This window comes from Actinoplanes sp. NPDC051405 (assembly GCF_055586185.1).
The window spans coordinates 102352-125703 of record NZ_JBVJIR010000003.1 but is presented as its reverse complement, the minus strand read 5'-3'; the positions used below and the strand labels follow the sequence as shown (position 1 = coordinate 125703).

23 protein-coding genes are annotated in these 23352 nt (G+C 71.7%); 9 read left to right on the top strand and 14 right to left on the bottom strand.

What is annotated here, in order from left to right:
• Window positions 1-20: 20 nt before the first annotated feature.
• Complete coding sequence (gene dxs / locus ACZ6S4_RS08335) at window positions 21-1946, bottom strand: 1-deoxy-D-xylulose-5-phosphate synthase (RefSeq protein ID WP_465474244.1); 1926 nt, start codon at window positions 1944-1946, stop codon at window positions 21-23.
• 126 nt (window positions 1947-2072) lie between these two features.
• On the opposite strand from dxs, the gene ACZ6S4_RS08330 reads away from it, so the two are divergent.
• Window positions 2073-3443 (top strand): cation:dicarboxylate symporter family transporter, encoded by a 1371-nt coding sequence (locus ACZ6S4_RS08330; RefSeq protein ID WP_465474243.1) that lies wholly within the window; start codon window positions 2073-2075, stop codon window positions 3441-3443.
• On the opposite strand, the gene ACZ6S4_RS08325 is transcribed toward ACZ6S4_RS08330, so the two are convergent.
• Window positions 3365-4789: a class I SAM-dependent RNA methyltransferase gene (locus tag ACZ6S4_RS08325; RefSeq protein WP_465474242.1), complete on the bottom strand. Its 1425-nt coding sequence runs from the start codon at window positions 4787-4789 to the stop codon at window positions 3365-3367. The genes ACZ6S4_RS08330 and ACZ6S4_RS08325 overlap by 79 nt on opposite strands.
• Window positions 4786-6909, bottom strand: a complete 2124-nt coding sequence (locus ACZ6S4_RS08320) for an APC family permease (protein ID WP_465474241.1) — start codon at window positions 6907-6909, stop codon at window positions 4786-4788. The genes ACZ6S4_RS08325 and ACZ6S4_RS08320 overlap by 4 nt, the downstream gene beginning before the upstream one ends.
• A gap of 45 nt (window positions 6910-6954) precedes the next feature.
• Between ACZ6S4_RS08320 and ACZ6S4_RS08315 the strand changes: the two genes are divergently transcribed.
• On the top strand, window positions 6955-7620 hold the full coding sequence (locus ACZ6S4_RS08315; protein WP_465474240.1) for a potassium channel family protein: 666 nt from the start codon (window positions 6955-6957) through the stop codon (window positions 7618-7620).
• Window positions 7617-8297: a potassium channel family protein gene (locus ACZ6S4_RS08310; protein WP_465474648.1), complete on the top strand. Its 681-nt coding sequence runs from the start codon at window positions 7617-7619 to the stop codon at window positions 8295-8297. Before ACZ6S4_RS08315 ends, ACZ6S4_RS08310 begins: the two co-directional genes overlap by 4 nt.
• Here ACZ6S4_RS08310 and ACZ6S4_RS08305 read toward each other — a convergent pair.
• The 4 genes from ACZ6S4_RS08305 to dut form a co-directional block, all read right to left on the bottom strand.
• The gene (locus ACZ6S4_RS08305) at window positions 8294-9115 is read right to left on the bottom strand and encodes a DUF3159 domain-containing protein (protein WP_465474239.1); all 822 of its coding nucleotides are present in this window, start codon (window positions 9113-9115) and stop codon (window positions 8294-8296) included. The genes ACZ6S4_RS08310 and ACZ6S4_RS08305 overlap by 4 nt on opposite strands.
• Window positions 9112-9489, bottom strand: coding sequence for an OB-fold nucleic acid binding domain-containing protein (locus ACZ6S4_RS08300; RefSeq protein ID WP_465474238.1), 378 nt, complete (start codon window positions 9487-9489; stop codon window positions 9112-9114). Before ACZ6S4_RS08300 ends, ACZ6S4_RS08305 begins: the two co-directional genes overlap by 4 nt.
• Window positions 9490-9634: 145 nt before the next feature.
• Window positions 9635-10348 carry a DUF3710 domain-containing protein gene (locus ACZ6S4_RS08295; protein WP_465474647.1) on the bottom strand — a complete coding sequence of 238 codons (714 nt, stop codon included), beginning with the start codon at window positions 10346-10348 and terminating at the stop codon, window positions 9635-9637.
• Window positions 10349-10393: 45 nt separating this feature from the next.
• Complete coding sequence (gene dut / locus ACZ6S4_RS08290; protein WP_465474237.1) at window positions 10394-10885, bottom strand: dUTP diphosphatase; 492 nt, start codon at window positions 10883-10885, stop codon at window positions 10394-10396.
• Between the two features lie 90 nt (window positions 10886-10975).
• Here dut and ACZ6S4_RS08285 point away from each other — a divergent pair, with 90 nt between their 5' ends.
• Complete coding sequence (locus tag ACZ6S4_RS08285; RefSeq protein ID WP_465474236.1) at window positions 10976-11458, top strand: DUF3093 domain-containing protein; 483 nt, start codon at window positions 10976-10978, stop codon at window positions 11456-11458.
• Here ACZ6S4_RS08285 and ACZ6S4_RS08280 read toward each other — a convergent pair.
• Both ACZ6S4_RS08280 and ACZ6S4_RS08275 read right to left on the bottom strand, forming a co-directional pair.
• Window positions 11448-12290 carry a hypothetical protein gene (locus ACZ6S4_RS08280; RefSeq protein ID WP_465474235.1) on the bottom strand — a complete coding sequence of 281 codons (843 nt, stop codon included), beginning with the start codon at window positions 12288-12290 and terminating at the stop codon, window positions 11448-11450. The two genes, ACZ6S4_RS08285 and ACZ6S4_RS08280, sit on opposite strands and share 11 nt — an antisense overlap.
• 155 nt (window positions 12291-12445) lie before the next feature.
• A complete protein-coding gene (locus tag ACZ6S4_RS08275; protein ID WP_023561654.1) occupies window positions 12446-12742 on the bottom strand; it encodes a DUF4193 domain-containing protein in 297 nt (98 codons plus the stop codon).
• A 385-nt stretch (window positions 12743-13127) separates the two neighbouring features.
• Between ACZ6S4_RS08275 and ACZ6S4_RS08270 the strand changes: the two genes are divergently transcribed.
• On the top strand, window positions 13128-13661 hold the full coding sequence (locus tag ACZ6S4_RS08270; protein ID WP_360819765.1) for a LytR C-terminal domain-containing protein: 534 nt from the start codon (window positions 13128-13130) through the stop codon (window positions 13659-13661).
• 19 nt (window positions 13662-13680) lie between these two features.
• Here the strand turns inward: ACZ6S4_RS08270 and ACZ6S4_RS08265 are convergent, their stop codons facing one another.
• A complete protein-coding gene (locus ACZ6S4_RS08265; RefSeq protein ID WP_465474234.1) occupies window positions 13681-14502 on the bottom strand; it encodes an inositol monophosphatase family protein in 822 nt (273 codons plus the stop codon).
• 276 nt (window positions 14503-14778) lie between these two features.
• Here ACZ6S4_RS08265 and ACZ6S4_RS08260 point away from each other — a divergent pair, with 276 nt between their 5' ends.
• Complete coding sequence (locus tag ACZ6S4_RS08260; RefSeq protein ID WP_465474233.1) at window positions 14779-16353, top strand: RNA polymerase sigma factor; 1575 nt, start codon at window positions 14779-14781, stop codon at window positions 16351-16353.
• Window positions 16354-16643: 290 nt separating this feature from the next.
• Window positions 16644-16883 carry a DUF7455 domain-containing protein gene (locus ACZ6S4_RS08255; protein ID WP_125803548.1) on the top strand — a complete coding sequence of 80 codons (240 nt, stop codon included), beginning with the start codon at window positions 16644-16646 and terminating at the stop codon, window positions 16881-16883.
• A gap of 1406 nt (window positions 16884-18289) precedes the next feature.
• Here ACZ6S4_RS08255 and ACZ6S4_RS08250 read toward each other — a convergent pair.
• From ACZ6S4_RS08250 to ACZ6S4_RS08240, 3 genes are all read right to left on the bottom strand, one after another.
• Window positions 18290-20011 (bottom strand): DEAD/DEAH box helicase, encoded by a 1722-nt coding sequence (locus ACZ6S4_RS08250; RefSeq protein ID WP_451912560.1) that lies wholly within the window; start codon window positions 20009-20011, stop codon window positions 18290-18292.
• Between the two features lie 99 nt (window positions 20012-20110).
• Entirely contained in the window at window positions 20111-20725 is a 615-nt protein-coding gene (locus tag ACZ6S4_RS08245; protein WP_465474232.1) for a trimeric intracellular cation channel family protein, read from the bottom strand.
• A gap of 16 nt (window positions 20726-20741) precedes the next feature.
• Window positions 20742-20960 (bottom strand): DUF3039 domain-containing protein, encoded by a 219-nt coding sequence (locus ACZ6S4_RS08240; RefSeq protein WP_465474231.1) that lies wholly within the window; start codon window positions 20958-20960, stop codon window positions 20742-20744.
• A gap of 205 nt (window positions 20961-21165) precedes the next feature.
• Between ACZ6S4_RS08240 and ACZ6S4_RS08235 the strand changes: the two genes are divergently transcribed.
• Together ACZ6S4_RS08235 and ACZ6S4_RS08230 are read left to right on the top strand one after the other, a co-directional pair.
• Window positions 21166-22110 (top strand): pseudouridine-5'-phosphate glycosidase, encoded by a 945-nt coding sequence (locus tag ACZ6S4_RS08235; protein ID WP_465474646.1) that lies wholly within the window; start codon window positions 21166-21168, stop codon window positions 22108-22110.
• 2 nt (window positions 22111-22112) lie between these two features.
• A complete protein-coding gene (locus ACZ6S4_RS08230) occupies window positions 22113-22994 on the top strand; it encodes a carbohydrate kinase family protein (RefSeq protein WP_465474645.1) in 882 nt (293 codons plus the stop codon).
• On the opposite strand, the gene ACZ6S4_RS08225 is transcribed toward ACZ6S4_RS08230, so the two are convergent.
• Window positions 22991-23332 (bottom strand): DUF3099 domain-containing protein, encoded by a 342-nt coding sequence (locus ACZ6S4_RS08225; protein WP_451912562.1) that lies wholly within the window; start codon window positions 23330-23332, stop codon window positions 22991-22993. The two genes, ACZ6S4_RS08230 and ACZ6S4_RS08225, sit on opposite strands and share 4 nt — an antisense overlap.
• Window positions 23333-23352: the final 20 nt, after the last annotated feature.

Here is a 23352-nt window from a genome sequence, read left to right as displayed (position 1 = left end):
GACCTTCAGCCGCCGGGCGATCAGCGCTGCGGCTGGTGCTCCGTGGCCGGGTCCTCCAACTGCGAGACCCACTCGGTCACGTCGCGGGCGATGTCCTGCGCCGTGAGACCCAGCGCGGCGAGGATCTCGGCGCGGCTGCCGTGCGGGTGGAAGCCGGCCGGCACGCCCAGGTCACGCAGCGGCACGTCGACGCCGGCGTCGCGCAGGGTGCTCGCGACAGCCTCGCCCACGCCCCCGGCCCGGATGCCGTCCTCCAGGGTCACCACGAGGCGGTGACCCCGGCTCAGCCCGGCCAGCTCAATCGGCACCGGGCGGACCCAGCGCGGGTCGACGACCGTGACGCCGTACCCCTGCTCGGCGACCCGCTCGGCGACCTCCATGCCCAGCTTGCCGAACGCGCCCACCGCGACCAGCAGGATGTCCTTGCGCTCGTCCTCGCGCAGCACGTCGATCGGGCCGACCCGGCGCAGCGCCGGCAGGTCGGCGGCGACCGAGCCGCTCGGGAAGCGCACGATGGTCGGGCCGTCGTCGACGGCGACCGCTTCGCGCAGCTCCTCGCGCAGGGTGGCGGCGTCGCGCGGGGCCGCGATCCGCAGGCCCGGCACGGCGCCGAAGACGCTCATGTCCCAGATGCCGTAGTGGCTCGGGCCGTCGGGCCCGGTGATGCCGGCGCGGTCCAGCACGATGGTCACCGGCAGCTCGTGCATCGCCACGTCCAGCAGGACCTGGTCGAAGGCGCGGTTGAGGAACGTCGCGTAGACGGCGACCACCGGGTGCAGGCCACCCATGGCGAGACCGGCCGCGGAGGTCACCGCGTGCTGCTCGGCGATGCCCACGTCGTAGGTGCGCTCGGGATACTTCTTCTGCAGGGCGGCGATGCCGGTCGGCTCGGCCATCGCGGCGGTGATGCCCACGATGTCGGGCCGCTCGTCGGCGATCGCGACGAGCTCGTCGGCGAAGACGTTCGTCCACTTCACCGAGGGCTTCGCGGTGAGCACGCCGGTCTGCGGGTCGAACGCGCCCGGGCCGTGCAGGCAGTCGGCCTCGTCGTCCTCGGCCGGGCGGTAGCCGTAGCCCTTGCGGGTCACCGCGTGCACGATGACCGGGGCGTTGAAACCCTTGGCCCGGCGCAGCGCCGACTCCATGGCCTGCACGTCGTGCCCGTCGACCGGCCCGATGTACTTGATGCCGAGGTCCTCGAACATCGGCTGCGGGCTGACCGCGTCCTTGATGCCCTTCTTGACCGCGTGCAGCACCTCGTAGACCGGCTTGCCGACGACCGGGGTCGACCCCAGCGCGTCCTTGACCAGGTCGAGCACCCGCTCGTAGCCCGGGTTGAGGCGCAGCGTGGAGAGGTGGTCGGCGAACCCGCCGATGGTCGGCGCGTACGAGCGGCCGTTGTCGTTGACGATGATGACCACACGGTTCTTGGCCGCGGCGATGTTGTTGAGCGCCTCCCAGCACATGCCGCCGGTGAGTGCGCCGTCCCCGACCAGGGCCACCACGTGCCGGTCCTCGCCGCGCAGGGTGAAGGCCTTGGAGAGGCCGTCCGCGTACGACAGGGCGGTGGAGGCGTGCGAGTTCTCGATCATGTCGTGCTCGCTCTCGGCCCGGCTCGGGTAGCCGGAGAGGCCGCCGCGCTGCTTCAGCCGGTCGAAGCCGTCCTGGCGGCCGGTCACCATCTTGTGCACGTACGCCTGGTGACCGGTGTCGAACAGCACCCGGTCGCGCGGGGAATCGAAGACCCGGTGCAGGGCGAGTGTGGTCTCCACGACGCCGAGATTGGGGCCGAGGTGGCCGCCGGTGCGGGAGACCTTGACGACCAGGAAGTCGCGGATCTCCGCGGCGAGCAGGGTCAGCTGATCGGGATCGAGGCGCTTGAGATCGCCGGGGGTCTTGATGCCCGGGAGGATGCCGGCCGTCGTCTGATCACTGCGCTCGCTCATGAGGAGTCAGTCTATCGGCGGATCGCCCGCGCGCATCCGCCGCAAACGGTCACAGAGACGTCCTCCACAAAACCTGCACAAGCGGCTCGTGGTGACTCAGATCACGATCTCCGGTAGGAAGGAGCCATGACCGTCGATGCAGCCAGCCCTCCGCGGCGTCGCGACCGCAGCCACATCCTCTACATCTCCGTGCTGGTGGCGATGGCCCTGGGCATCGCCGTCGGCTTCATCTTCCCGGAGTTCGGCAAGGACCTGCGCCCGCTGGGCACCGGCTTCGTCGCGCTGATCCAGATGATGATCGCGCCGGTGATCTTCTGCACGATCGTGCTGGGGGTCGGCTCGATCCGCAAGGCGGCCCAGGTCGGCAAGGTCGGCGGGCTCGCGCTCGGCTACTTCCTGATCATGTCGACGATCGCCCTGGCCATCGGCCTGGTGGTGGGCAACATCCTGCACCCCGGCGCCGGGCTGAACCTGAGCCAGGAGCTCGCCGAGGCCGGCGCCGCCCAGGTCAGCGGCGAGGCCGAGTCCACCGTCGACTTCCTGCTCGGCATCATCCCGCCGTCGCTGCTCAACGCCATCGCCACCCGGGAGATCCTGCAGACGCTGCTGGTCGCCCTGCTGGTGGGCTTCGCCGTGCAGTCGATGGGCGAGCGCGGTGAGCCGATCATCCGGGCCGTCTCGGTCTTCCAGCGACTGGTGTTCAAGATCCTGGCGATGGTGATGTGGCTGGCCCCGATCGGCGCGTTCGGCGCGATGGCGGCCGTGGTCGGCGCGACGGGTGTGGACGCCCTCAAGAGCCTGGCCGGCATCATGGTCGGCTTCTACATAACCTGCGCGGTCTTCGTCTTCGTGATCCTCGGACTGCTGCTGCGGCTGGTCGCGCACATGTCGATCTTCAAGCTGCTGCGCTACCTGGCCCGCGAGTTCCTGCTCATCCTGTCCACCTCGTCGTCGGAGTCGGCGCTGCCCCGGCTGATCGCCAAGATGGGCCACCTGGGCGTGAGCCGGCCGGTGGTCGGCATCGTGGTGCCGACCGGCTACTCGTTCAACCTCGACGGCACCGCGATCTACCTGACCATGGCCTCGCTGTTCATCGCCGACGCGCTGGACAACCCGCTGTCGGTCGGCGAGCAGATCTCCCTGCTGCTGTTCATGATCATCGCGTCCAAGGGCGCCGCCGGGGTCACCGGCGCCGGACTGGCCACCCTGGCCGGCGGCCTGCAGAGCCACCGCCCGGAGCTGGTGCCCGGCGTCGGGCTGATCGTCGGCATCGACCGGCTGATGTCCGAGGCCCGGGCCCTGACCAACTTCGCCGGCAACGCGGTCGCCACCGTGCTCGTCGGCACCTGGACCCGCGAGATCGATCAGGACCAGGCCCGCCGGGTGCTCTCCGGCGAGGCGCCGTTCGACGAGCTCACCTACGACGACGACCCGCACGACGCCCACGAGCCCCGCGCCGGCGAGCGCGCGGCCGAGCCGGCCGCCGAGCGGCCCTGATCCGCTGCGGGCACCATCAGGGCGACGCATTCGATGTGCTGGGTCATCGGGAAGCAGTCATATGCTCTCAGCTCCGCCAGCCGGTACCCGGCGGCCGCGAAGGTCTGCACGTCGCGGGAGAGGGCGGCCGGGTCACATGCCACGTAGGCCACCGCCCGGGGGCCGGCCGCGGTGATCGCCTTGACCACCTTCGCGCCCGCCCCGGTTCTCGGCGGGTCCAGCACCACCAGGTCCACCGGACCAGTCACCCGGCGCCGGGCCAGGGCGGCGTCCACCTTGGCCGACACCACCTCGACGCCGGTGAGGTCGGCCAGGTTGGTGCGCGCTGACGCCACTCCCACCGCCGCCGACTCGACGACCGTGGTGCGGGCCCGGGTGCGCTCGGCCAGTGCGGCGGCGAACAGGCCGGCACCGCCGTACAGGTCCCAGGAGATCTCGCCCTCGGCCGGCTGGAGCATGTCCAGCACCGCGCCCACCAGGGTGTCCGCGGCCGCAGGATGCACCTGCCAGAAGCCCTCCGGCGGCACCCGCCACTCCCGGCCGGCGGCCAGCTCACGCACCTCGGCCGGGCCCTCGATCAGCACCGGGGCGCTGCCGGTGTGCTCGTCGAGCAGCGAGTCGCCGACCGGCACGGGCTCCGGCGCGGCCACCGTGCCGTTGCCGCCCGGCGTGCGGGCGCCGGGCTGGACGACCCCGGCGGCCTCGAGCAGCGGGGCGGTGGCCGGGCGGGCCAGCACGCTGACGTCCCCGCCGGTCGACGCGACCACCTCGACGGCGGCCGCCTCCGGCCACAGCCGGCCGGTCACGTCGAGCTTCTGCAGGTCAGGGTGGGCGATGAGGCAACGATCGACGGGTACGACCTCATGCGATCGGTGCTGCAGCAGTCCGGGCCGGCCGGCGGCGTCCACCGCGTACCGGACCCGCGACCGCCAGCCCAGCGGGCCGCCGGGCAGCGGCCGGACCCGGACGTCCAGCTCGGCGATCCGTTCCCCGCTCAGGCCACCCATCCGGCCGAGCAGTTCCTTGACGACGGCGGTCTTCCACTCCAGCTGCGCTTCGGGCGCCACGTGCTGCAGGTCGCAGCCACCGCAGCCACCGGGATGGGCGAACGCGCACGGCGGCGTCACCCGCTCCGGCGCGGCCTCGTGGATCTCCACCGCGTCCCCGCGCAGGTAGCCCTTGTGCAGCTCGGTCAGCTCGACCGTGACCCGCTCCCCCGGCAGCGCGTGCCGGACGAAGACCACCCGGCCGTGCGGGCCGCCGATCCGGGCCACGCAGTGCCCGCCGTGCGCCGGCGCACCGACGGTGACCTCGACGCGGTCGCCCTCGAACAGTTCGTCGCTCACTTCGGCTCTTCCGGGGGGTCGGCGGGAGGCGTGGCGGCGACTCCGGCCGGCACGCCGCTGGGACGGGTACGCGGACCGCGGGCCGGCGCGCGGCTCAGGTCCCGGTCCAGCCGGTCGAGGTCGCGGTCCTGGCTCGACTGCAGCTGCCACGGGACGCTGGTCACCATCACCCCGGGCTCGAACAGCAACCGGGTCTTGATCCGCAGCGCGCTCTGGTTGTGCAGCAGGTTCTCCCACCAGCGGCCGACCACGTACTCGGGGATGAAGACGGTGACCACGTCGCGGGGCGAGCCGCGGCGCACGCTCTTGACGAAGTCGATGATCGGCCGGGTGATCTCCCGGTACGGCGAGTCCACCACGGTCAGCGGCACCGGGATCTGCCGGCGCTCCCACTCGGCCTGGATCGTCCGGGTGTCCTTGTCGTCCACGTTGACCGTGACCGCCGTCAGCGTGTCCGGCCGGGTCGCCTGGGCGTACGCCACCGCCCGCAGGGTGGGCTTGTGCACCTTGCTGACCAGCACGACGGCGTGGTTGCGCGACGGCAGCACCGGCCGCTCGTCGCTGGGTTCGAGCTCCCGCGCGACCCGGTCGTAGTGCTTGCGGATGCCGAGCATGCCGGCGTAGATGACCAGCATGGCGACGATCGCGATCCACGCGCCGAGCAGGAACTTGGTGATCAGCACGACGATCAGCACGGCGCCGGTCAGCGCCATGCCGAAGGTGTTGATCGCCCGCGAGCGCATCATCCGGCGCCGGGCGCCGGGGTCACGCTGGGTGCGCAGCAGCCTGTTCCAGTGCCGGATCATGCCCGCCTGCGACAGCGTGAAGGACACGAAGACGCCGACGATGTAGAGCTGGATCAGCCGGGTGACCTCGGCCTCGAAGGACACGATGAGCACCATGGCGGCGACGGCCAGGAAGATGATGCCGTTGCTGAACGCCAGCCGGTCACCGCGGGTGTGCAGCTGGCGCGGCAGGTAGCGGTCCTGGGCCAGGATCGAGCCGAGCACCGGGAAGCCGTTGAAGGCGGTGTTCGCCGCCAGGAACAGGATCAGGGCGGTGACCGCGCCGACCACGTACAGCAGGATCGAGCCGCTGCCGAAGACCGTCTCGCCGAGCTGGGCGGTCACCGTCTTCTGCACGTAATTGGCCGGCCCGCCGACGATCTGCACCAGCGGGTCCTCGACGTACTGCAGGTGGGTGGCGCGCGCCAGCGCGATGATCCCGAAGAGCATCGCGATGGCCAGGCCGCCCAGCAGCATCAGCGTGGTCGCGGCGTTCTTGCTCTTCGGCGGCTTGAACGCGGGCACGCCGTTGGAGATGGCCTCGACCCCGGTCAGCGCGGCACAGCCCGAGGAGAAGGTCCGCAGCAGCAGGAAGACGAAGGCGAAGCTGGTCAGGTGGTGGGTCTCGGCGTCGATGACGATGTCGGCGCTGGGCGCCCGCAGGTCCTGCCCGAGGATGTAGACCCGGACCAGGCCGGTGGCGATCATCCCGAGCATGACCACGATGAACAGGTACGTCGGGACGGCGAACGCGGTGCCGGACTCGCGCAGCCCGCGCAGGTTGAGCGCGGTCAGCACGGCAATGGCCGCGATCGCGATGCCGATCTTGTGCTCGGCCACGAACGGCACCACCGAGCCCAGGTTGGAGACGCCGGCGCTGACCGACACCGCCACGGTGAGGATGTAGTCGACCAGCAGCGCGCTGGCCACCGCGACCCCGAAGCGCGGCCCGAGGTTCACCGTGGCGACCTCGTAGTCACCGCCCCCGGACGGGTACGCGTGCACGTTCTGCCGGTAGCTGGCCACGACCGTGACCATCACGATCGCGACCGCCAGGGTGATCCAGGGCGAGTAGAAGAACGCCCCGGCCCCGGCGATGGACAGCGTCAGCAGGATCTCGTCGGGCGCGTACGCGACGCTGGACAGCGCGTCCGAGGCGAAGACGGGCAGCGCGATCCGCTTGGGCAGCAACGTGTGCTGCAACCGGTCGGAGCGGAAGGGCCGGCCCAGCAGGAGCCGCTTCGCCAAGGACGTCGAACTTGCCACAAGCGCCAAGAGTACGGCTGTGCACGCCACGCCGTCGGCCGCCCCGGCCAACGGCTGTCGCCGCCGCATGGCACGCTCTGCCTAGGTACGCATCCAGCGGGAAGGCGCAAAACCTTGCACGTGGTGATCATGGGCTGTGGCCGGCTCGGCTCCACCCTGGCGAACAAGCTCGACGCGCGCGGCCACTCGGTCGCGGTGATCGACCAGAACGCCGACGCCTTCCGCAGGCTGGGGGCCGAGTTCGGCGGCATCACCGTGACCGGGATCGGCTTCGACCGCGAGGTGCTGCGCTCGGCCGGCATCGAGCGGGCCGACGCCTTCGCCGCGGTGTCCAGCGGCGACAACTCCAACATCATCTCGGCCCGGCTGGCCCGCGAGACGTTCGGCGTGTCGCGGGTCGTCGCCCGCATCTACGACGCCAAGCGGGCCCAGGTCTACGAGCGGCTGGGCATCCCGACCGTGGCGACCATCCGCTGGGCCGCCGACCGGATGGTGCGTCACCTGGTCCCGGAGGGCACCGTCGAGGTGTTCCGCGACCCCACGAGCTCGGTGTCGATCGTCGAGGCGCCGTTGCACCGCGACTGGGTCGGGCAGACGCTCGCCTCGCTGGAGGAGGCCACCGGCGCCCGGGTGGCGTACCTGATGCGGTTCGGGATCGGCTCGCTGGCCACCCCGTCCACCGTGCTGCAGGACGGTGACCAGGTCTTCATGCTGGTCACCGACGACATCGTCGACGACGTGCTCGCGAGCGCCGCGGGCGCCGGGCTGGGGGGTCACTGACCATGCGGATCGCCATCGCGGGCGCGGGCAACGTGGGCCGCTCGATCGCCCAGGAACTCATCGGCAACGGCCACCAGGTGATGCTCATCGAGCGCCAGCCCCGCCAGCTGCGGCCCGAGCGGGTGCCCGAGGCCGAGTGGGTGCTGGCCGACGCGTGCGAGGTCAGCAGCCTGGAGGAGGCCGACGTGGCCAACTGCGACGTGGTCGTGGCCGCCACCGGCGACGACAAGGCCAACCTGGTCTGCTCGCTGCTGGCCAAGACGGAGTTCGCGGTGAACCGGGTGGTCGCCCGGGTCAACCGGGCCGAGAACGAGTGGCTGTTCACCGAGCAGTGGGGCGTCGACGTCGCGGTCAGCAAGCCGCGGCTGATGGCGGCCCTGGTCGAGGAGGCCGTCACCGTCGGCGACCTGGTCCGGCTCATGACCTTCCGGCAGGGCGAGGCCAACCTGGTGGAGATCACCCTGCCGCCCACCGCCCCGTACGTCGGTGAGCCGGTGCGCTCGGTGCCGATGCCGCGCGACTCCGCCCTGGTGGCCATCCTGCGCGGCAAGCGCGTGCTGGTCCCCACGCCGGACGACCCGCTGGAGGCCGGCGACGAACTGATCTTCGTCTGCACCTCGGAGGTCGAGGACGCGGTCCGCGCGGTGGTGCTCGGCAACACCCGCGAGCTGGGTTAGGGGGCCTTCGCCGCCTCGGCCTCCGCCGCCTGCGCGGAGGTCACCCGGTGCACCGCCCAGGCGGTGAAAGCGAAGGTCGCGGCGTAGATCGGCCAGCTGATCAGGATCCGGACCACGCCGATCGCGTTCGCCTGGTCCGCCAGGTAGAGCCAGCCCTGCACACCCGCGCGGATGAACAGCGACGCCGCCCAGACCAGGGTCAGCCACTGGAAGGTGCGGAACAGGCGGGGGTTGTCGAACCAGTCGTGCTTGCCGCCGTTGGCCAGCACGCCCCAGACGTAGCCGATGATCGGCCGCCGGACCGCCACCGAGGCGATCAGGACGACCACCTGGCCCAGGGTCAGCAGGATGCCCGGCAGGTAGAAGTTCTTGGCGTCACCGGTGCGCCAGGCCAGGAACGCACCGATCGCGATGCCGAACAGCCCGTTGACCGCGTGCCGGATCGGCTGCTTGCGGGTCAGCCGGTAGATCCCGATCGCCAGGGCCGAGCCGACGCTGCCGGCGATCGCCCAGTACAGCGCGGTCTTCTTGGCCAGATCCAGCCCGGCCTCGCCCAGCAGCACGTTGAGCACCACGAACGCGAGCACCGGCACGCTGGACTCGATGAGCCCGCGGACGCCGCCCAGCTGCTCGGAGATCTGCTCGCTCATCGACGGGAAGGGCTCCTCGGCCTCCTCCGCCCGGCCGGCCGACGGCAACACCTTCGGCGGATCGAGGTCGTCGGCGAATTCCCCGACGAGTTCCTCGGCGACCTCCTCGGCGACCCGTTCCTCCACTGACTCGTGCGCGGCGTGACGGGGTTCGCTGCCGGGTGTCACCGGGGCGCCTCCAGCTCGTAGTACGGGTTGTAGATGACCTTGCGGTCGTCGCGCAGGGCGATCCGGCCGCGGGCGGTGAGCTGACGACCCGGTTCGATGCCGGCGATGGAACGACGGCCCAGGAAGACGAGCGTGACCACGTCGCTGCCGTCGTAGAGGTCGGCCTCGAGCGTCGGCAGGTTGGTGCGGGGAGTGTACGCCACCGTGCGCAGCCGGCCGGACACCGAGACGACCTGACCCCGATGGCACTGACCGGCAGGCATGGCACCGCACTTGGCACTGTCGCGCTGCAACTCCTGCGCGTCCAGCTCCGCCTCGGAGGCGGTCAGCCGTTCGAAGAACCGGCGCAGCCCGGTGCGCTCATCGGTCGACATGACCTCGTGCCACCCTCTCCTCGGCGAACCGTGGAAACGCGCCGGCGGGGGTACCGGCGGACGGCACACAGTGTGGGCAGGTGCCGCAAGCCCACGGTACGCCGGAAGCGGCCCCGGTGACGTACCTCACCGGGAGCCGTTTCGATCAATGCACGTGGCGGCCGTTCGTGCCGGGGAACTGCTCGTTCACAGCCACGTCGGGCGGAGTGGGGTCCTCGCCCTCGCCGGCGTGCTGCTCCGCGTGCTCGGCCATCTCGCGCGGCAACCGCAGCGGCAGCGCCTCACGCACCGGCCGCGCCTCGTCGTCGCGGACCACGACCAGGCCGCGCAGGCACTCGCCGAGCACGCCCTCCTGCCCCGGATCGGCCGCGGCCAGACCCTGGAACAGCGCGCGGACCATCCACCGCGGGCCGTCCACCCCGACGAACCGGACATCCGCCGGCCCCTCGGGCGTGTTGACCCGGGCCGCCAGCTCGACGCCGTACGGCCCGTCGAACTCCTGCGGCGCGGCGCCGTCGGACTTCATCGCCGCGGCGATCTCGGCCCGCACCTCGTCCCAGATGCCCTCGCTGCGCGGCGCGGCGAAGACGCCGAGCTGCAACGCGCTGTTGCCGTGCACGAGCACGATCTGCTCGACGGCGCCGTCCGGGTTGGCCTGCACCCGCACCTCGACGCCCTCGATCGCCGGGATGAGCAGGCTGCCGAGGTCCAGCCGCTGCACACCCTCGGGCGCCTGCCTGCTGTCGTACGGGCCGAACTCGGGCGCCGGAGCGTCGCCCATGCTCTTGGCGAGCGCCGCCGACTGGGGAGCGTCGTCCGGGCGTACGTGCTTCGGACCGCCGCGCTTGCGGGAGAACATCTGCGTTGCCACCTTCTTCGTCCTAGAGCTGCTGCTGCGCGGGCTTCATCGCCGGCCCGGCCCGGTCGGCAGAGCCACGTGCCCGCCGGTCGAGCCGTGCCCGCCCGCACCCCGGGAGGTGTCGGCGAGCTCGTCGACCACGTTGAACACTGCCCGTTCGACCCGCTGCACGACCAGCTGGGCGATCCGGTCGCCCCGGGAGATCTTCGCGGTCGCGGCCGGGTCGTGGTTGACCAGGTTCACCAGAATCTCGCCCCGGTAACCGGCGTCGACCGTACCGGGCGCGTTGAGCACCGTCACGCCGAGGCGCACCGCGAGACCCGAGCGGGGATGCACCAGGCCCACGTAGCCCTCCGGAAGCGCGATCGCCAGCCCCGTCCGCACCAGCCGGCGCGCGCCGGGGGCGAGCTCCACGTCCTCGGCGGCGTACAGGTCGGCGCCCGCGTCGCCCGGGTGGGCGTAGGCCGGCAGCGGCAGGTCGGGGTCGAGCCGGCGGACCTGGATGTCCACGGGTTCGGTCACGGTAACGGTCCTCACGATCGGCGTCGGTCCTGCGGGCGGGCGAGCGGCACCCACCCTGCCATCCTGCCGTCGCCGCGGACGGAGGCGCGCCGTACCCTCACCAGGGTGACATCCGAGGCCTCCGCACGCACGGCGGCGCCGCGTCCGGCGTACGCCGAGCGCCTGCACATCCCGTGGCTCGCGTGGCCGGGCTGGCTGCTGGTGGCGGCCCTGCTCGCCGCCGAGATCTGGATGGGCAGCACCGGCCTGCGCGCCTGGGTGCCGTTCGCCGTGCTGCTGCCGCTGACCGTCTTCCTGCTGTGGCGCGCCGACCGGATCCGGGTCGCGGTCACCACGACGGAGTTCCAGGTCGACGACGCCCGGCTGCCGCTGAGCGTGATCGCCGACGTGATCCCGCTGGACGCGGCCGGCAAGCGGGAGGTGCTGGGCGTGGGCTCGCACCCGCTGGCCTTCGTGGTGCAGCGGCCCTGGATCAAGGGCGCCGTGCAGGTGCTGCTGGACGACCCGGCCGACCCGACACCGTTCTGGGTGGTCAGCTCCCGGCACCCGGTCGAGCTGGCCACGGCACTGCTGCGCGCTAGGAGCTGAGTTCCCGGCGTTCGCCCTCGATGACGGCGGGACCCTGCCGGCGCAGGTCCTTGACCAGCTTGTCGCCGAGCGAACGGGTCGCCCGCCGGTTGAGGTAGCTCGCCACGGCCGCGCCGGTGAGCAGCGGGCCGAGCGTGGTCAGGTTACGCCCGAAGCGGCGCAGCAGGGTGCCCTGCAACTCCTTGCGGGCCGCGGTGCCGAGCACGGTGGCGACGCCGACGCCGGGCACCAGCGGGTTGACGCCGCGCTGGCCGGACCAGGCCTGGAGCAGGGCGGTGGCGCGCTCGACGGCGCTGCCGGTGACCGGGCGGCCGTACACCTCGTGCAGCTCGCCGAGCAGCTTGAGCTCGATGGCCACGACGGCGACCGTCTCGGCGGCCAGCAGGACGGGGGCCGAGAGCAGGGTCGGAGTGGCAGCCCATTCGAGAGAAGCGACACCGCCACCGGCGGCGCCGACCCCGGCGGTCGCCCGGGCGGCGTTGCGGATCAGCCGTTCGGCGAGCTCGTCGCCGTCCAGCCCGTCATGGTGGCGGCGCAGGGTGGCCCGGTCGCGGACCGGCACGTGCGGCGCCACGTCGGCGACCACGTCGGCCATCCAGCGCAGGGCGGCCTGCGGCCGGAACAGCTGGCCGAGACCGCGCCGGCGGACATCGCCGACGAGCCGGCCGAGCAGGCGCCGGCGACCGGCCGGTTCCAGGTCGTCGGCGGTCAGGGCGGCCACGGTCGCGCCGATCCCGGCGTCCTCGTGGCCGGCAGGCTCGGCGGGGCCGACCTTGATGAGCTCACGCCCCGGTTCCGCGGACTGTGCCGTGTTGTCGTCTGGGCGGCTCATCGTCGACCTCCCCGTGTCTGCCGTTGGCTTCGATACGGTCAGCCTGATACCCGGTGGAGCGGCCGGGGCAAACCGGCATCCGGTGCGTCAGGGGTCGGTACGTGACCCGGCCGTCGGACGACGACCGGGGATTGCCCTGCTCGCGGGCGCGCCGGTCAGGCGCACTCGCGGCAGATCAGTTCCCCGTTGCGCTCCACCGCGAGCTGGCTGCGGTGGTGCACGAGGAAACAACGGGCGCAGCGGAACTCGTCGGTCTGCATCGGCAGCACCTTGACGGTCAGTTCCTCGTCGGCCAGGTCAGCACCGGGGAGCTCGAAGCTCTCCGCCACCTCGACCTCGTCGACGTCCACTGCGCCCGACTGCGAGTCGGCGCGGCGGGCCTTGAGCTCCTCGAGGCTGTCCTCGCCGAGGTCGACCTCGTCGCGACGCGGGGCGTCGTAGTCGGTGGCCATCGGTTTTCACTCTCCTGTATCGATGTGTCACTTGGCGTTAGTAACGCCAGCGACGGCGTTTCGGTTCCCGGGTGCGACGGACTTTTTTCCCCGATCTGAAACAGGGATCGCCCGTCCGCCGGGGCGCCCCCACCCCCTCGTGAAACTGCCCCGGCAAACGCGGCACCTTACCGCCCTCGCGCGTGGCTTGTACGCGCGCGGGCGGCCAATTGTTCCCGATGTGACCGAGGCGACATCAAGGTAGGGGTCGCAGCCCGTGGATCATCGTCGCCGCGCCGGGAACATTCCCTCTTTCCGCAGGCTTGGCGTGCAGACGCTAACCTCACCGCATACTCCGTCCGGCACCGGACGGTGGTCGATCGAGCTGACCCCGGGAGCCAGTTCCATGAGCTTTGCCCGCGTCCGAGCGCTCGTCGTGGTCGGCGTGCTCGCCGTGGCCGCGGTGGTCTTCGTCGTCGTGGCGTTGGTCCGCGACACGCAGGGCGACGCGGTCGCCGGCGGCTGCCCCGACGGCTCGGTGATGGCGAACCTGACCCTGCCCGACGACCCCGAGCAGGTCACCGTGCGGGTCTTCAACGGCACCAAGACCCCCGGGCTGGCCGACAGCGTGACCAACGAGTTCAAGAACCGGCGCTTCAAGACCCAGAAGCCGGCGGAGAACAAGAAGAAGGTCGAGGACGTCGCGGTCATGCGGTACGGCCCCGAGGCGGTCGGCTCGGCGTGGCTGCTGCGGGCGTACTTCCTGAACCAGGCCGAGCCGCAGTACGACCCCAAGCGCAAGGGCGCGGTGGTCGACGTGGTCGTCGGCAAGGGCTTCCAGCAGCTCGCCACCACCACCGAGGTCAACCAGTCGCTGGTCGAGCTCGGCGAGCCCGAGCTGCCGCCGGGCGCCTGCGTGGCCCCCAAGAAGGACTCCTGACCCAGCGACCCCCGCTGACTCAGGGAGCACCCGCGGCGTCCAGCTCCACAAGGGCGTCGTGCAGCGCGCCGAAGATCGCCGGCGGGGCCGCGACGACCATGTCCGGCCCGGCCGGCGCTCCGTCGAGTCCGGACACCAGCAGACCCGCCTCGGTGGCCACCAGACCACCGGCGGCGTGGTCCCACGGGTTGAGCCCCTTCTCGAAGTAGGCGTCGACGCTGCCCTCGGCGGCCAGGCACAGGTCGATCGAGGCGGCACCGAAACGCCGGATGTCGCGCACCCGGGTCAGCAGCTGGGCCACCACCGCACCCTGGTGGGCCCGGCGCGCCCGGTCGTAGCCGAAACCGGTGGCGAGCAGGGTCTGGTCCAGGGTGGTCCGCAGCGAGCCGGTCAGCCGGCGACCGCCGCGCCAGGCGCCCCCGCCGAGCGTCGCCGTCCACTCGTCGCCGGTGACCGGATTGAGCACCACGCCGGCAACCACCACGCCGTCGACCTCCGCGGCGAGCGAGACCGCGTACTGCGGGAGGCCGTAGAGGTAGTTCACGGTGCCGTCGATGGGGTCCAGGATCCACCGTACGGCTCCAGCGGCCGTTTCCGCGGAATCCCCGTACTCCTCGCCCAGCACGCCGTCTGCGGGCCGCTCAGCGGCCAGCGCGGCGACCACCTGGCGCTCGACGGCCCGGTCGGCCGCCGTCACCACGTCGGTGTCGGTGCTCTTGGTCTGCACGTCGGTGATCGCCTCGGCCCGGGTCCGCCGGGCGGTCGCCGCGGCCTCCCGGGCGATCCGTACGGCAATATCGAGTAAGGTGTCCGGCGTCGATGTCCCCGGTTCAACAGCCACTGGTGACCGTCCTTTCAGCCGTCGTCATTGTCCCGGCAAACGCCTCCCGAGGGCCCGGTACCCCCCTCGAGACCCCCCGCGGCGTGCCGGTGGCGTGCTGCGGCGGGAGGATCTAGCCGGACGGCGCTACAATTCACCCCTGCCCACGCTTCACGGACAGCCGCCAGCGGGCCCGTCCGCGTCCCGAGGGCTCCCACACCACACCGGCCAGCCTCGTTCCGCCGCGCGCTGCGCTGGGTTCATGGCCGTGTTACATCGCCCTCCGGAAGGTCATTCGTGACAGAAGCCCACCAGACCGGTGCCGACGTTCGCTCTCTCACCGAGGCCCTGATCGCCCATGCTCAGGGTGCGGGCGGGCAGATCACGTCAGCCGAGGTCGTGCAGACGGTCGAGTCGGCCGAAGTCACGCCGGCCCAGGCCAAGAAGATCCTCCGCGCCCTCGTGGACGCGGGAGTCACGGTCGTCGTCGACGGCTCGGCGAGCACCCGCCGCCGGGTCGCCGCCGCCCGCGCCGCCACCCCCGCCTCCAAGGCCACCACCGCCAAGGCGACCCGCGCCCCGGCGAAGAAGGCCGCACCCGAGCAGAAGCAGCCCGGCACGGAGGACGACGCAGCCGCGCCGTCACCCGCCGCCGTGGCCAAGAAGGCGGCTCCCGCCAAGAAGGCCGCGGCCGCGCCGCGCAAGGCCGCCCCGGGTGCCAAGGCGGCCCCCGCGAAGGCCGCCAAGCCCGGCGAGACGCCGGCCGAGGGCGAGGAGATCGATCCCGAGGAGCTCGCCGCCGCGATCGAGGACGTCGTCGTGGAGGAGCCGGCCGCCCTGGTCCAGGCCGCCGCCACCGACGCGGCCGCGACGGCGACCGACGGCGACTTCGAGTGGGACGACGAGGAGTCCGAGGCGCTCAAGCAGGCGCGCCGCGACGCTGAGCTGACCGCCTCCGCCGACTCCGTCCGGGCCTACCTGAAGCAGATCGGCAAGGTCCCCCTGCTGAACGCGGAGCAGGAGGTCGAGCTGGCCAAGCGCATCGAGGCGGGCCTGTACGCCGCCGAGCGGCTGCGCGCCTGCGACGAGGGCGAGGAGAAGCTCGAGCGCAACTTCGAGCGGGACCTGCGCTGGATCGGCCGCGACGGCGAGCGGGCCAAGAACCACCTGCTCGAGGCCAACCTGCGACTCGTGGTCTCGCTGGCCAAGCGCTACACCGGCCGCGGAATGGCGTTCCTGGACCTGATCCAGGAAGGAAACCTGGGCCTGATCCGCGCGGTCGAGAAGTTCGACTACACCAAGGGCTACAAGTTCTCCACGTACGCCACCTGGTGGATCCGCCAGGCCATCACCCGGGCCATGGCCGACCAGGCCCGCACCATCCGCATCCCGGTGCACATGGTGGAGGTCATCAACAAGCTCGGCCGCATACAGCGTGAGCTGCTCCAGGACCTGGGCCGCGAGCCCACGCCGGAGGAACTGGCCAAGGAAATGGACATCACCCCGGAGAAGGTGCTGGAGATCCAGCAGTACGCCCGGGAGCCCATCTCGCTCGACCAGACCATCGGCGACGAGGGCGACAGCCAGCTCGGTGACTTCATCGAGGACTCCGAGGCGGTCGTCGCGGTCGACGCGGTGTCGTTCTCGCTGCTCCAGGACCAGCTGCAGCAGGTGCTGCAGACGCTGTCCGAGCGCGAGGCGGGCGTGGTGCGGCTGCGGTTCGGCCTGACCGACGGCCAGCCGCGCACCCTGGACGAGATCGGCCAGGTCTACGGGGTCACCCGGGAGCGGATCCGGCAGATCGAGTCGAAGACGATGTCGAAGTTGCGACACCCGTCCCGCTCCCAGGTCCTGCGCGACTACCTGGACTGAGTCTGACCACGGCAGGCACGGACATCTTGATCAATACGGGATTACCCCCGTTCAGTCAACAGTCCGTGCCTGTTTGGTCACCACCCGTACATCATTCGGTGGTGATCAGACCGTTGTGCAGAAGTGATCGTTGACGTGGCACCCTTGGAGCACGGCACACTAGCCGGACCACGTGTGACTTGGGTCCCCCCGGGGCACAGTGGGAAGGCTGTTAGGGCCAAGGGTGTTGCACCATGGGTGAGCAGTAGCCGAGGAACATGTTCATCGGTGACGACCAGAGGAGGAAGGCGATGACCCCGACTCTCACGCCGCCGGCGGGAACGGTGGCCGGACCAGCAGCCGATGAACGGTGCGACCGCTGCAATGCAGCCGGAAAGCTCCGTTTGACCCTGGCTGGTGGCAGCGAGCTGGTGTTCTGCGGACACCACGCCAACAGGTACGCCGAGGACCTGGTGAAGATCACGGTCCAGTACAAGGCGGACCCGGAGTTCTCTTGGCGTGGCGCAGACATGATGTCTAACTCCAACTAACCCCCGACAGACGATCTGAAGGGCGCCCGGTGTGGGCGCCCTTCTTTTTGGTTTCCGCATGGTGGGGCGTGGTCCAGGTGGGTGGTGCTCTGCGGGCTTTCCCGGTGCACTACGCCCTCTTGACCGGCCGATCGCGCCTCGCGTTGCTATCTGGCGGCGCGGGTCATGCCCCCGCAGGAGCCGGTCGCCGCGCCGTTGATTCGTCTGGTTCCGGTCGGGCGACCGTCTCTGCCTCCACCCGTAGGCCTGCAGAGCGCCACGCAGTCACGCCCGGCCCGGCCGCCCGGTCACGGACACCCGCCTCCTGGGCGTGCGTCTGGCTCGGCCGCTAGGCCGCGTAGTCGCTCCAGCTTGTGCGGCTTGGCCACCGTGCGATGTGCCGGGCTTGGCCGCCGCGCCAGGCACTCTTCTTGGAGTCAGGCTCACCCGATCGCCTCAGACTCGGGCCCGACCCACGCTGCGGTCTCCTCGCACCCGCCGGCCGCCGCCCGCCGGCCGCTCACGGCCCACGGCCCACGGCCCACGGCCCCACGGCCCTGATCACCGCCTGGGTCGTCCCGCGGCCGTGCAGCGGCTCGGCCACCGTGCCCCACAGGCAGCCAGCACGCATGGCTGGGCCACAACACGCCAGGTGGCAGGTCAGCCACTACGCCGAGCGATCAGCCGGCCCGGCTGCCAGGCAGCCCCACGATCAGCGCCGACTGCGCGCCGTCCTTCCTGACCGCAGCGCCGCGCTCGCACCGCGGCCCCGCACCGCACCGCACCGCACCGCACCCACCGTGGCCCCGCACCGCACCGTTGCCCCGCACCCACCGTGGCACCGCACCGCACCGCCGCCCCGCACCGCACCGTTGCCCCGCACCGCACCGTTGCCCCGCACCCACCGTGGCACCGCACCGCACCGCCGCCCCGCACCGCACCGTTGCCCCGCACCCACCGTGGCACCGCACCGCACCGCCGCCCCGCACCGCACCGCCGCCCCGCACCGCACCGTTGCCCCGCACCGCACGGCACCGCGGCCCCGCACCGTGTGCTTAACGCCCAACACTCAACGCCAACGCGTCTGAACCCCGACCTCCAGCCCGCGCAGTGTCGTCGACGCGGCATTTTGCGCGGTTGTTGAGCTATTCATGGAGCTGACGGCGGACGCCCCGGAGTTCGGGCTGACCTCTGCGGGCGGACTCGCCCCGCGGCAAGCGAGCGAGGCCGCCGACCCGCTCTGCACCATTCACCATCGCGACCCGGAGACGGCGCGAGCCGGGAGACCATGGCCGCCGGTCCCCAACCGCCTGCGCCGGCGCCGTTGCCGCTGGCCCGAGAATCCAGGCCCAGGCGGCACGGCATCCAACTTGCTCCGGGCGGGCGGTGCTCAGCCGCACCCGGCGTACATATCAACAGGAAACCGGCTACATCGTTTGGATTGTGGCGATTCGTTCTTCTAGTTGTTCGATTGTTGCTTGGGCGCTCGGCGGCCCCCCGCACAGACGTCGCAGCTCCGCGTGGATCTTGCCGTGGGGCAGGTTGGTGCGGTGGTGGTGGGCCGCCACCAGAGTGTTCAGCTGGCGGCGCAGGCTGTTTCGGCGTTCGCCCGCGCTCAGGGTCACCACCGGCTCCCGCTGGGCCGGGACCGGCTCAGCCGCCTTCTGCCGCTTCTGGGCCGCCAGTTGCTCACTCTGTCGCCGTTCCAGCAGCACGCTCACCTGGTCGGGCGTCAGGAGGCCCGGCAGCCCCAGGTATTCCTCTTCCTCGGGCGTTCCCGTACGGGCCCCGGTGCCGAACGAGGCGCCGTCGTAGATGACCTGGTCGAGCTCGGCCGTCGCGGACAGGGCCTCGAAGCGCTTTTCCAGGTCGCCTTCGGCGTCTTCGGCTCGCTGGGCGCGTTCCAGCAGGGCGTCGTCCAGGCCGTCGGGGTCTTTCGGGGCGCCCAGGATGTGGTCGCGTTCGGCTTCCATCTCGCTGGCCAGGCCCAGCAGGTGCGGGACGCTGGGCAGGAAGACCGTCGCTGTCTCACCGGTGCGGCGGGCCCGGACGAATCGGCCGATCGCCTGGGCGAAGTACAGCGGGGTCGAGGCGCTGGTCGCGTACACGCCGACGGCCAGGCGGGGGATGTCGACGCCTTCCGACACCATGCGGACCGCGACCATCCAGCGTTCGTCGGAGACCGCGAACGAGGCGATCCGGGCCGAGGCGCCCTGGTCGTCGGAGAGGACGACCACCGCCGGCTGGCCGGTGATCTCGCCGAGAAGCTTCGCGTACGCCCGGGCGGTCTGCTGGTCGCTGGCGATGACCAGGCCGCCCGCGTCCGTCATGCCGTGCTCACGGAGCCGGGACAGCCGTGCGTCCGCCGCGCGCAGCACCTGGGGCATCCAGTCGCCGCGGTGGTCCAGGGCGGTGCGCCAGGCCTGGGCCACCAGGTCCTTGGTCATCGGCTCGCCCAGGCGGGCCGCCAGTTCGTCGCCGGCGTTGGTCCGCCACCGGGTCTCGCCGGAGTACGCCATGAACAGCACCGGCCGGACGACGCCGTCGCGCAGCGCGTCCGAGTAGCCGTAGACCGAGTCCGAGCGGGACCGCTGCAGGCCGTTCTCGCCGCGTTCGTAGACGACGAACGGGATCGGGTTGTCGTCCGAGCGGAACGGCGTGCCGGTGAGCATCAGCCGGCGTTCGGCCTCCTCGAAGGCCGACTTCACGCCGTCGCCCCAGGTGCGGGAGTCGCCGGCGTGGTGGATCTCGTCCAGGATGACCATCGTCGGGCGGGTCATCGTGCGCCGCCGGTGCACCGCCGGTGCCATGCCGACCTGCGCGTACGTCAGCACGGCCCCGTGGAAGTCGCGGGACGAGTGCACGTCGGCGTTGCGGAACGACGGGTCGAGCTGGATGCCGACGCGGGCCGCCGCGTTCGCCCACTGGGTCTTCAGGTGCTCGGTCGGGCAGACCACGGTGACCGCCTCGACGGTGCCGTCGGCGAGCAGCTCGGCGGCGATCCGCAGGGCGAAGGTGGTCTTGCCCGCGCCCGGGGTCGCGACGGCCATGAAGTCGGGGCTGCGCCTTCGCAGATACTCCACCAGGGCCTTGCGCTGCCAGGCGCGCAGCGGCGGGAAGGTCTCCAGATTCGGCAGGGGCGGACTCAAGCTCGACGATCCTCTCGACTCACACCACACAGCAAAATGCCCCCGCGCAACGGCCGCAGAGGCGAAACCCAGCATAGCGGCGGCGGGCCGCCACCGTGGTCACGGCACAGCGACGGGCGCCGACCAGCGCCGATACAGCGCCAGCAGCCGTACCCCGATCATCGCGGCCGCCGCCGACGCGAGCGGGACCGGTCCGGCCAGGTCAAGCCAGTTCAGCAGCGTGACCGCCGCCGCGCCGCCCAGCGCGACCACCGCGTAGATGTCGCGTTGCAGCACCACCGGGATCTCCCCGGTGAGCAGGTCGCGGGCCAGGCCGCCGCCGATGCCGGTGAGCATGCCGATCAGGCAGGCGCCGACCGCCGGCAGGCCGGCATCCAGAGCTTTGATCGTGCCCAGGACGGTGAACAGGCCCAGGCCGGCGGCATCCAGGAGCAGCACCGTACGCCGCAGCCGGTTGAGCTGGGGGTGCAGGTAGAACACCGCCACGGAGGCGGAGACCGCCGTGACGGCGTACCGCCAGTCGGAGAAGGCGAGCGGCGGCACCGCGCCGATCACGAGATCGCGCAGGATGCCGCCGCCGAGGGCTGCGACGAAGCCGACGAAGCCGACGCCGAACAGGTCGAGCCGCTTCGCGACGGCGGCGCTGGCGCCGGAGGCCGCGAAAACGGCCACGCCGATCAGGTCCGCGACCAGCAGGCTGTAGCTGCCCGTCACGAGAACCGGCCTGGGGTCAGTGCTTCATCGACTCGTAGATCTCCTTGCACTGCGGGCACACCGGCGAGCCCGGCTTCGGCGACTTGGTCACCGGGAACTTCTCTCCGCACAGAGCGATCACGTAGGTGCCCATCACGGCACTCTCGGCGATCTTCTCTTTGCGCACGTAGTGGAACATCTCGGGACCGGTGTCGGCGTCCTTGGTCTCCGGACGCTCCAGGATCTGCGTGCTCACGGCATCTGCCCTTCATGAGTCTCATGAGTGTGTGCTCAACGGCACAGCACCGGTGAATCGGCGCTGTTGCCGGGCCCGCGTGCCCCCCGGTCACCGCGGAAGAAGCTCCAACCCACAAGTCTGACACCTCACGCCTGGTCGGTCCAACGACAACGGAGCCGCAGGGCACCGTACCGTTGCCATCGTGACCGATTCCACGCGGCAGATGGGCCGCTATGCCATCCGTTACGGCGATCATGTGTCCCGGGCGCGCCGCGACGGCCGCCCGGTGGTGGCGCTGGAGAGCACGATCGTCTCGCACGGCCTTCCCCGGCCCGACAACCTGCGGGTCGCCCGGGAGATCGAGCAGACCGTCCGGGACAACGGTGCCGTCCCCGCGACGATCGGGATGATCGGCGGCGAGCTGGTCGTCGGCCTCGAGGACCACCAGATCGAGCACCTGGCCGGCGCCGACGGGGTGGCCAAGCTCTCCGTCCGCGACCTGGCCGTCGCCGCCGCCACCGGCGCGGACGGGGCCACCACGGTCGCCGCCACCAGCGCGATCGCCGCGGCGGCGGAGATCGGCGTCTTCGCCACCGGCGGGCTCGGCGGCGTGCACCGCGAGGCGAACAGCACCTTCGACGAGTCCAACGACCTGACCACGCTGGCTCGTACGCCGATCGTCGTGGTCTGTGCCGGGGTCAAGTCGATCCTCGACGTCGGCGCCACCCTGGAGCGCCTGGAGACCCTCGGGGTCTCCGTCGCCGGGTACGGCACCTACCGATTCCCCGGCTTCTTCGTCACCGACGGCGGTTTTGACGTCGACTGGCGGCTGGACTCCCCGAAGCAGGTCGCCGACGTCATCGCAGCGCGGGCTGACCAGGGCGTCGGTGCCGGCGCGCTGGTGCTGGGCAACCCGCTGCCGGCCGACGAGCAGCTCGACCCGGCCCTGCACGACCGCACCCTGGCCGAGGGGCTGGAGCTGCTGGCCCGGGACGGGGTCACCGGCAAGGCCGTGACGCCGTTCCTGCTGGCGCACTTCCACAGCAGCACCGGGGGCAGGAGCCTGGCCGTCAACGTGCGGATCATCCTGCGCAACGCGGCCCTGGCGGCCCAGATCGCGGCCGCGGCCACCCCGGCCCCGGCAACCCTCGGCTTCGCGCTGCCGTGAGCGTGCTGGTTGTCGGTGACCTGGTGACCGACGTGCTGGTCACGCACGCCGGGCCGCTCGCCGTGGGCTCCGACACCGACGCGCGGATCCTGGTCGGCGGGGGCGGGCAGGCGGCCAACACGGCCGCCTGGCTGGCCTACGCCGGGGCGGGAGCCACCCTGATCGCCGCGGTCGGCGATGATCATGCGGGCCGGGAACGGATCGCCGAGCTGGTCGCCGCCGGGGTGCGGTGCGCGGTACGGGCACATCCGGGGGTACCGACGGGCAGTGTGGTGGTGCTCAGTTCGGCCGACGAGCGCACGATGATCACCGACCGGGGGGCCGCGCTGCTGCTGGACCCGGCGGATGTCACGGCTGCTGTCAAGGCCGCGCAGGGCGTCACCCACCTGCATCTGTCCGGTTATCCCCTGCTGCACGCGGGGTCGCGGCCGGGTGGGCTGGCCGCGCTGGCGGCGGCCCGGGAGCGTGGGCTGACCACGAGTGTCGACGCGGCGTCGGCCGAGCCGCTGCGGCAGCTCGGTGCGCAGGCTTTCCTGGACCTGCTGCGCGGCGTCGACCTGCTGCTGTGCAATGCCGACGAGGCCGCCGTGCTGGGCGGGCCGGGCCCGGCGGAGGAACAGGCAGCCGCGTTGACCGCGGTGGCAGTCAACGTGGTGGTCAAACTCGGGGGCGACGGTGCCGTCTGGGCATCCCGGGACGGGGTGTTGCGGTCGGTTGCGGGTGTGCGCGTACCGGTGCTTGATCCGACCGGGGCGGGTGACGCTTTTGCCGCCGGCCTGCTCACCGCGTGGTGTGCCGGTGCGGAGCCGGCGGCCGCGCTCTCGGCCGGCGCCGCACTCGGCGCGGCGGCTGTGCAGACGGCCGGCGCGCGACCGCTGCCCTAGGGCTCGATGTCGATGGTGCGCTGCTTGATGACCTCGGCCGCCTCCGGCTCGAGGATCCGCTGCTGGTTGACCGCCGGGCTCGCCGCCGGGTTGGCCCGGCTCTTGGGCGGGCGGTCGTTGGCGATCAGCACCGCGGCCCACGGCAGGAAGACCATCCCGATGGCGCAGAGGACCAGCCAGAGCGGCAGCAGAGGCGGGCGCACGCTGACCAGGACAGCGCCGATGATCAGGCAGGCGGCCCGGCCACCCATCATGGTCACGTAACGGATCTGGCGGCTGCGGAGCTGTTCGCTCGGGCTGCGAGCGGCGTTGGTGATCAACACCGGCTGCTTCTTCACCTTGGATCTCCGATCGACAA

What these genes read in the sequence shown, in the direction of transcription:
- dxs (WP_465474244.1), bottom strand. Translation starts at nt 1,946, where the DNA reads ATGAGCGAGCGCAGTGATCAGACGACGGCCGGCATCCTCCCGGGCATC.
- ACZ6S4_RS08330 (WP_465474243.1), top strand. Translation starts at nt 2,073, where the DNA reads ATGACCGTCGATGCAGCCAGCCCTCCGCGGCGTCGCGACCGCAGCCAC.
- ACZ6S4_RS08320 (WP_465474241.1), bottom strand. Translation starts at nt 6,909, where the DNA reads ATGCGGCGGCGACAGCCGTTGGCCGGGGCGGCCGACGGCGTGGCGTGC.
- ACZ6S4_RS08300 (WP_465474238.1), bottom strand. Translation starts at nt 9,489, where the DNA reads ATGTCGACCGATGAGCGCACCGGGCTGCGCCGGTTCTTCGAACGGCTG.
- ACZ6S4_RS08295 (WP_465474647.1), bottom strand. Translation starts at nt 10,348, where the DNA reads ATGTTCTCCCGCAAGCGCGGCGGTCCGAAGCACGTACGCCCGGACGAC.
- ACZ6S4_RS08280 (WP_465474235.1), bottom strand. Translation starts at nt 12,290, where the DNA reads ATGAGCCGCCCAGACGACAACACGGCACAGTCCGCGGAACCGGGGCGT.
- ACZ6S4_RS08275 (WP_023561654.1), bottom strand. Translation starts at nt 12,742, where the DNA reads ATGGCCACCGACTACGACGCCCCGCGTCGCGACGAGGTCGACCTCGGC.
- ACZ6S4_RS08270 (WP_360819765.1), top strand. Translation starts at nt 13,128, where the DNA reads ATGAGCTTTGCCCGCGTCCGAGCGCTCGTCGTGGTCGGCGTGCTCGCC.
- ACZ6S4_RS08255 (WP_125803548.1), top strand. Translation starts at nt 16,644, where the DNA reads ATGACCCCGACTCTCACGCCGCCGGCGGGAACGGTGGCCGGACCAGCA.
- ACZ6S4_RS08235 (WP_465474646.1), top strand. Translation starts at nt 21,166, where the DNA reads ATGGGCCGCTATGCCATCCGTTACGGCGATCATGTGTCCCGGGCGCGC.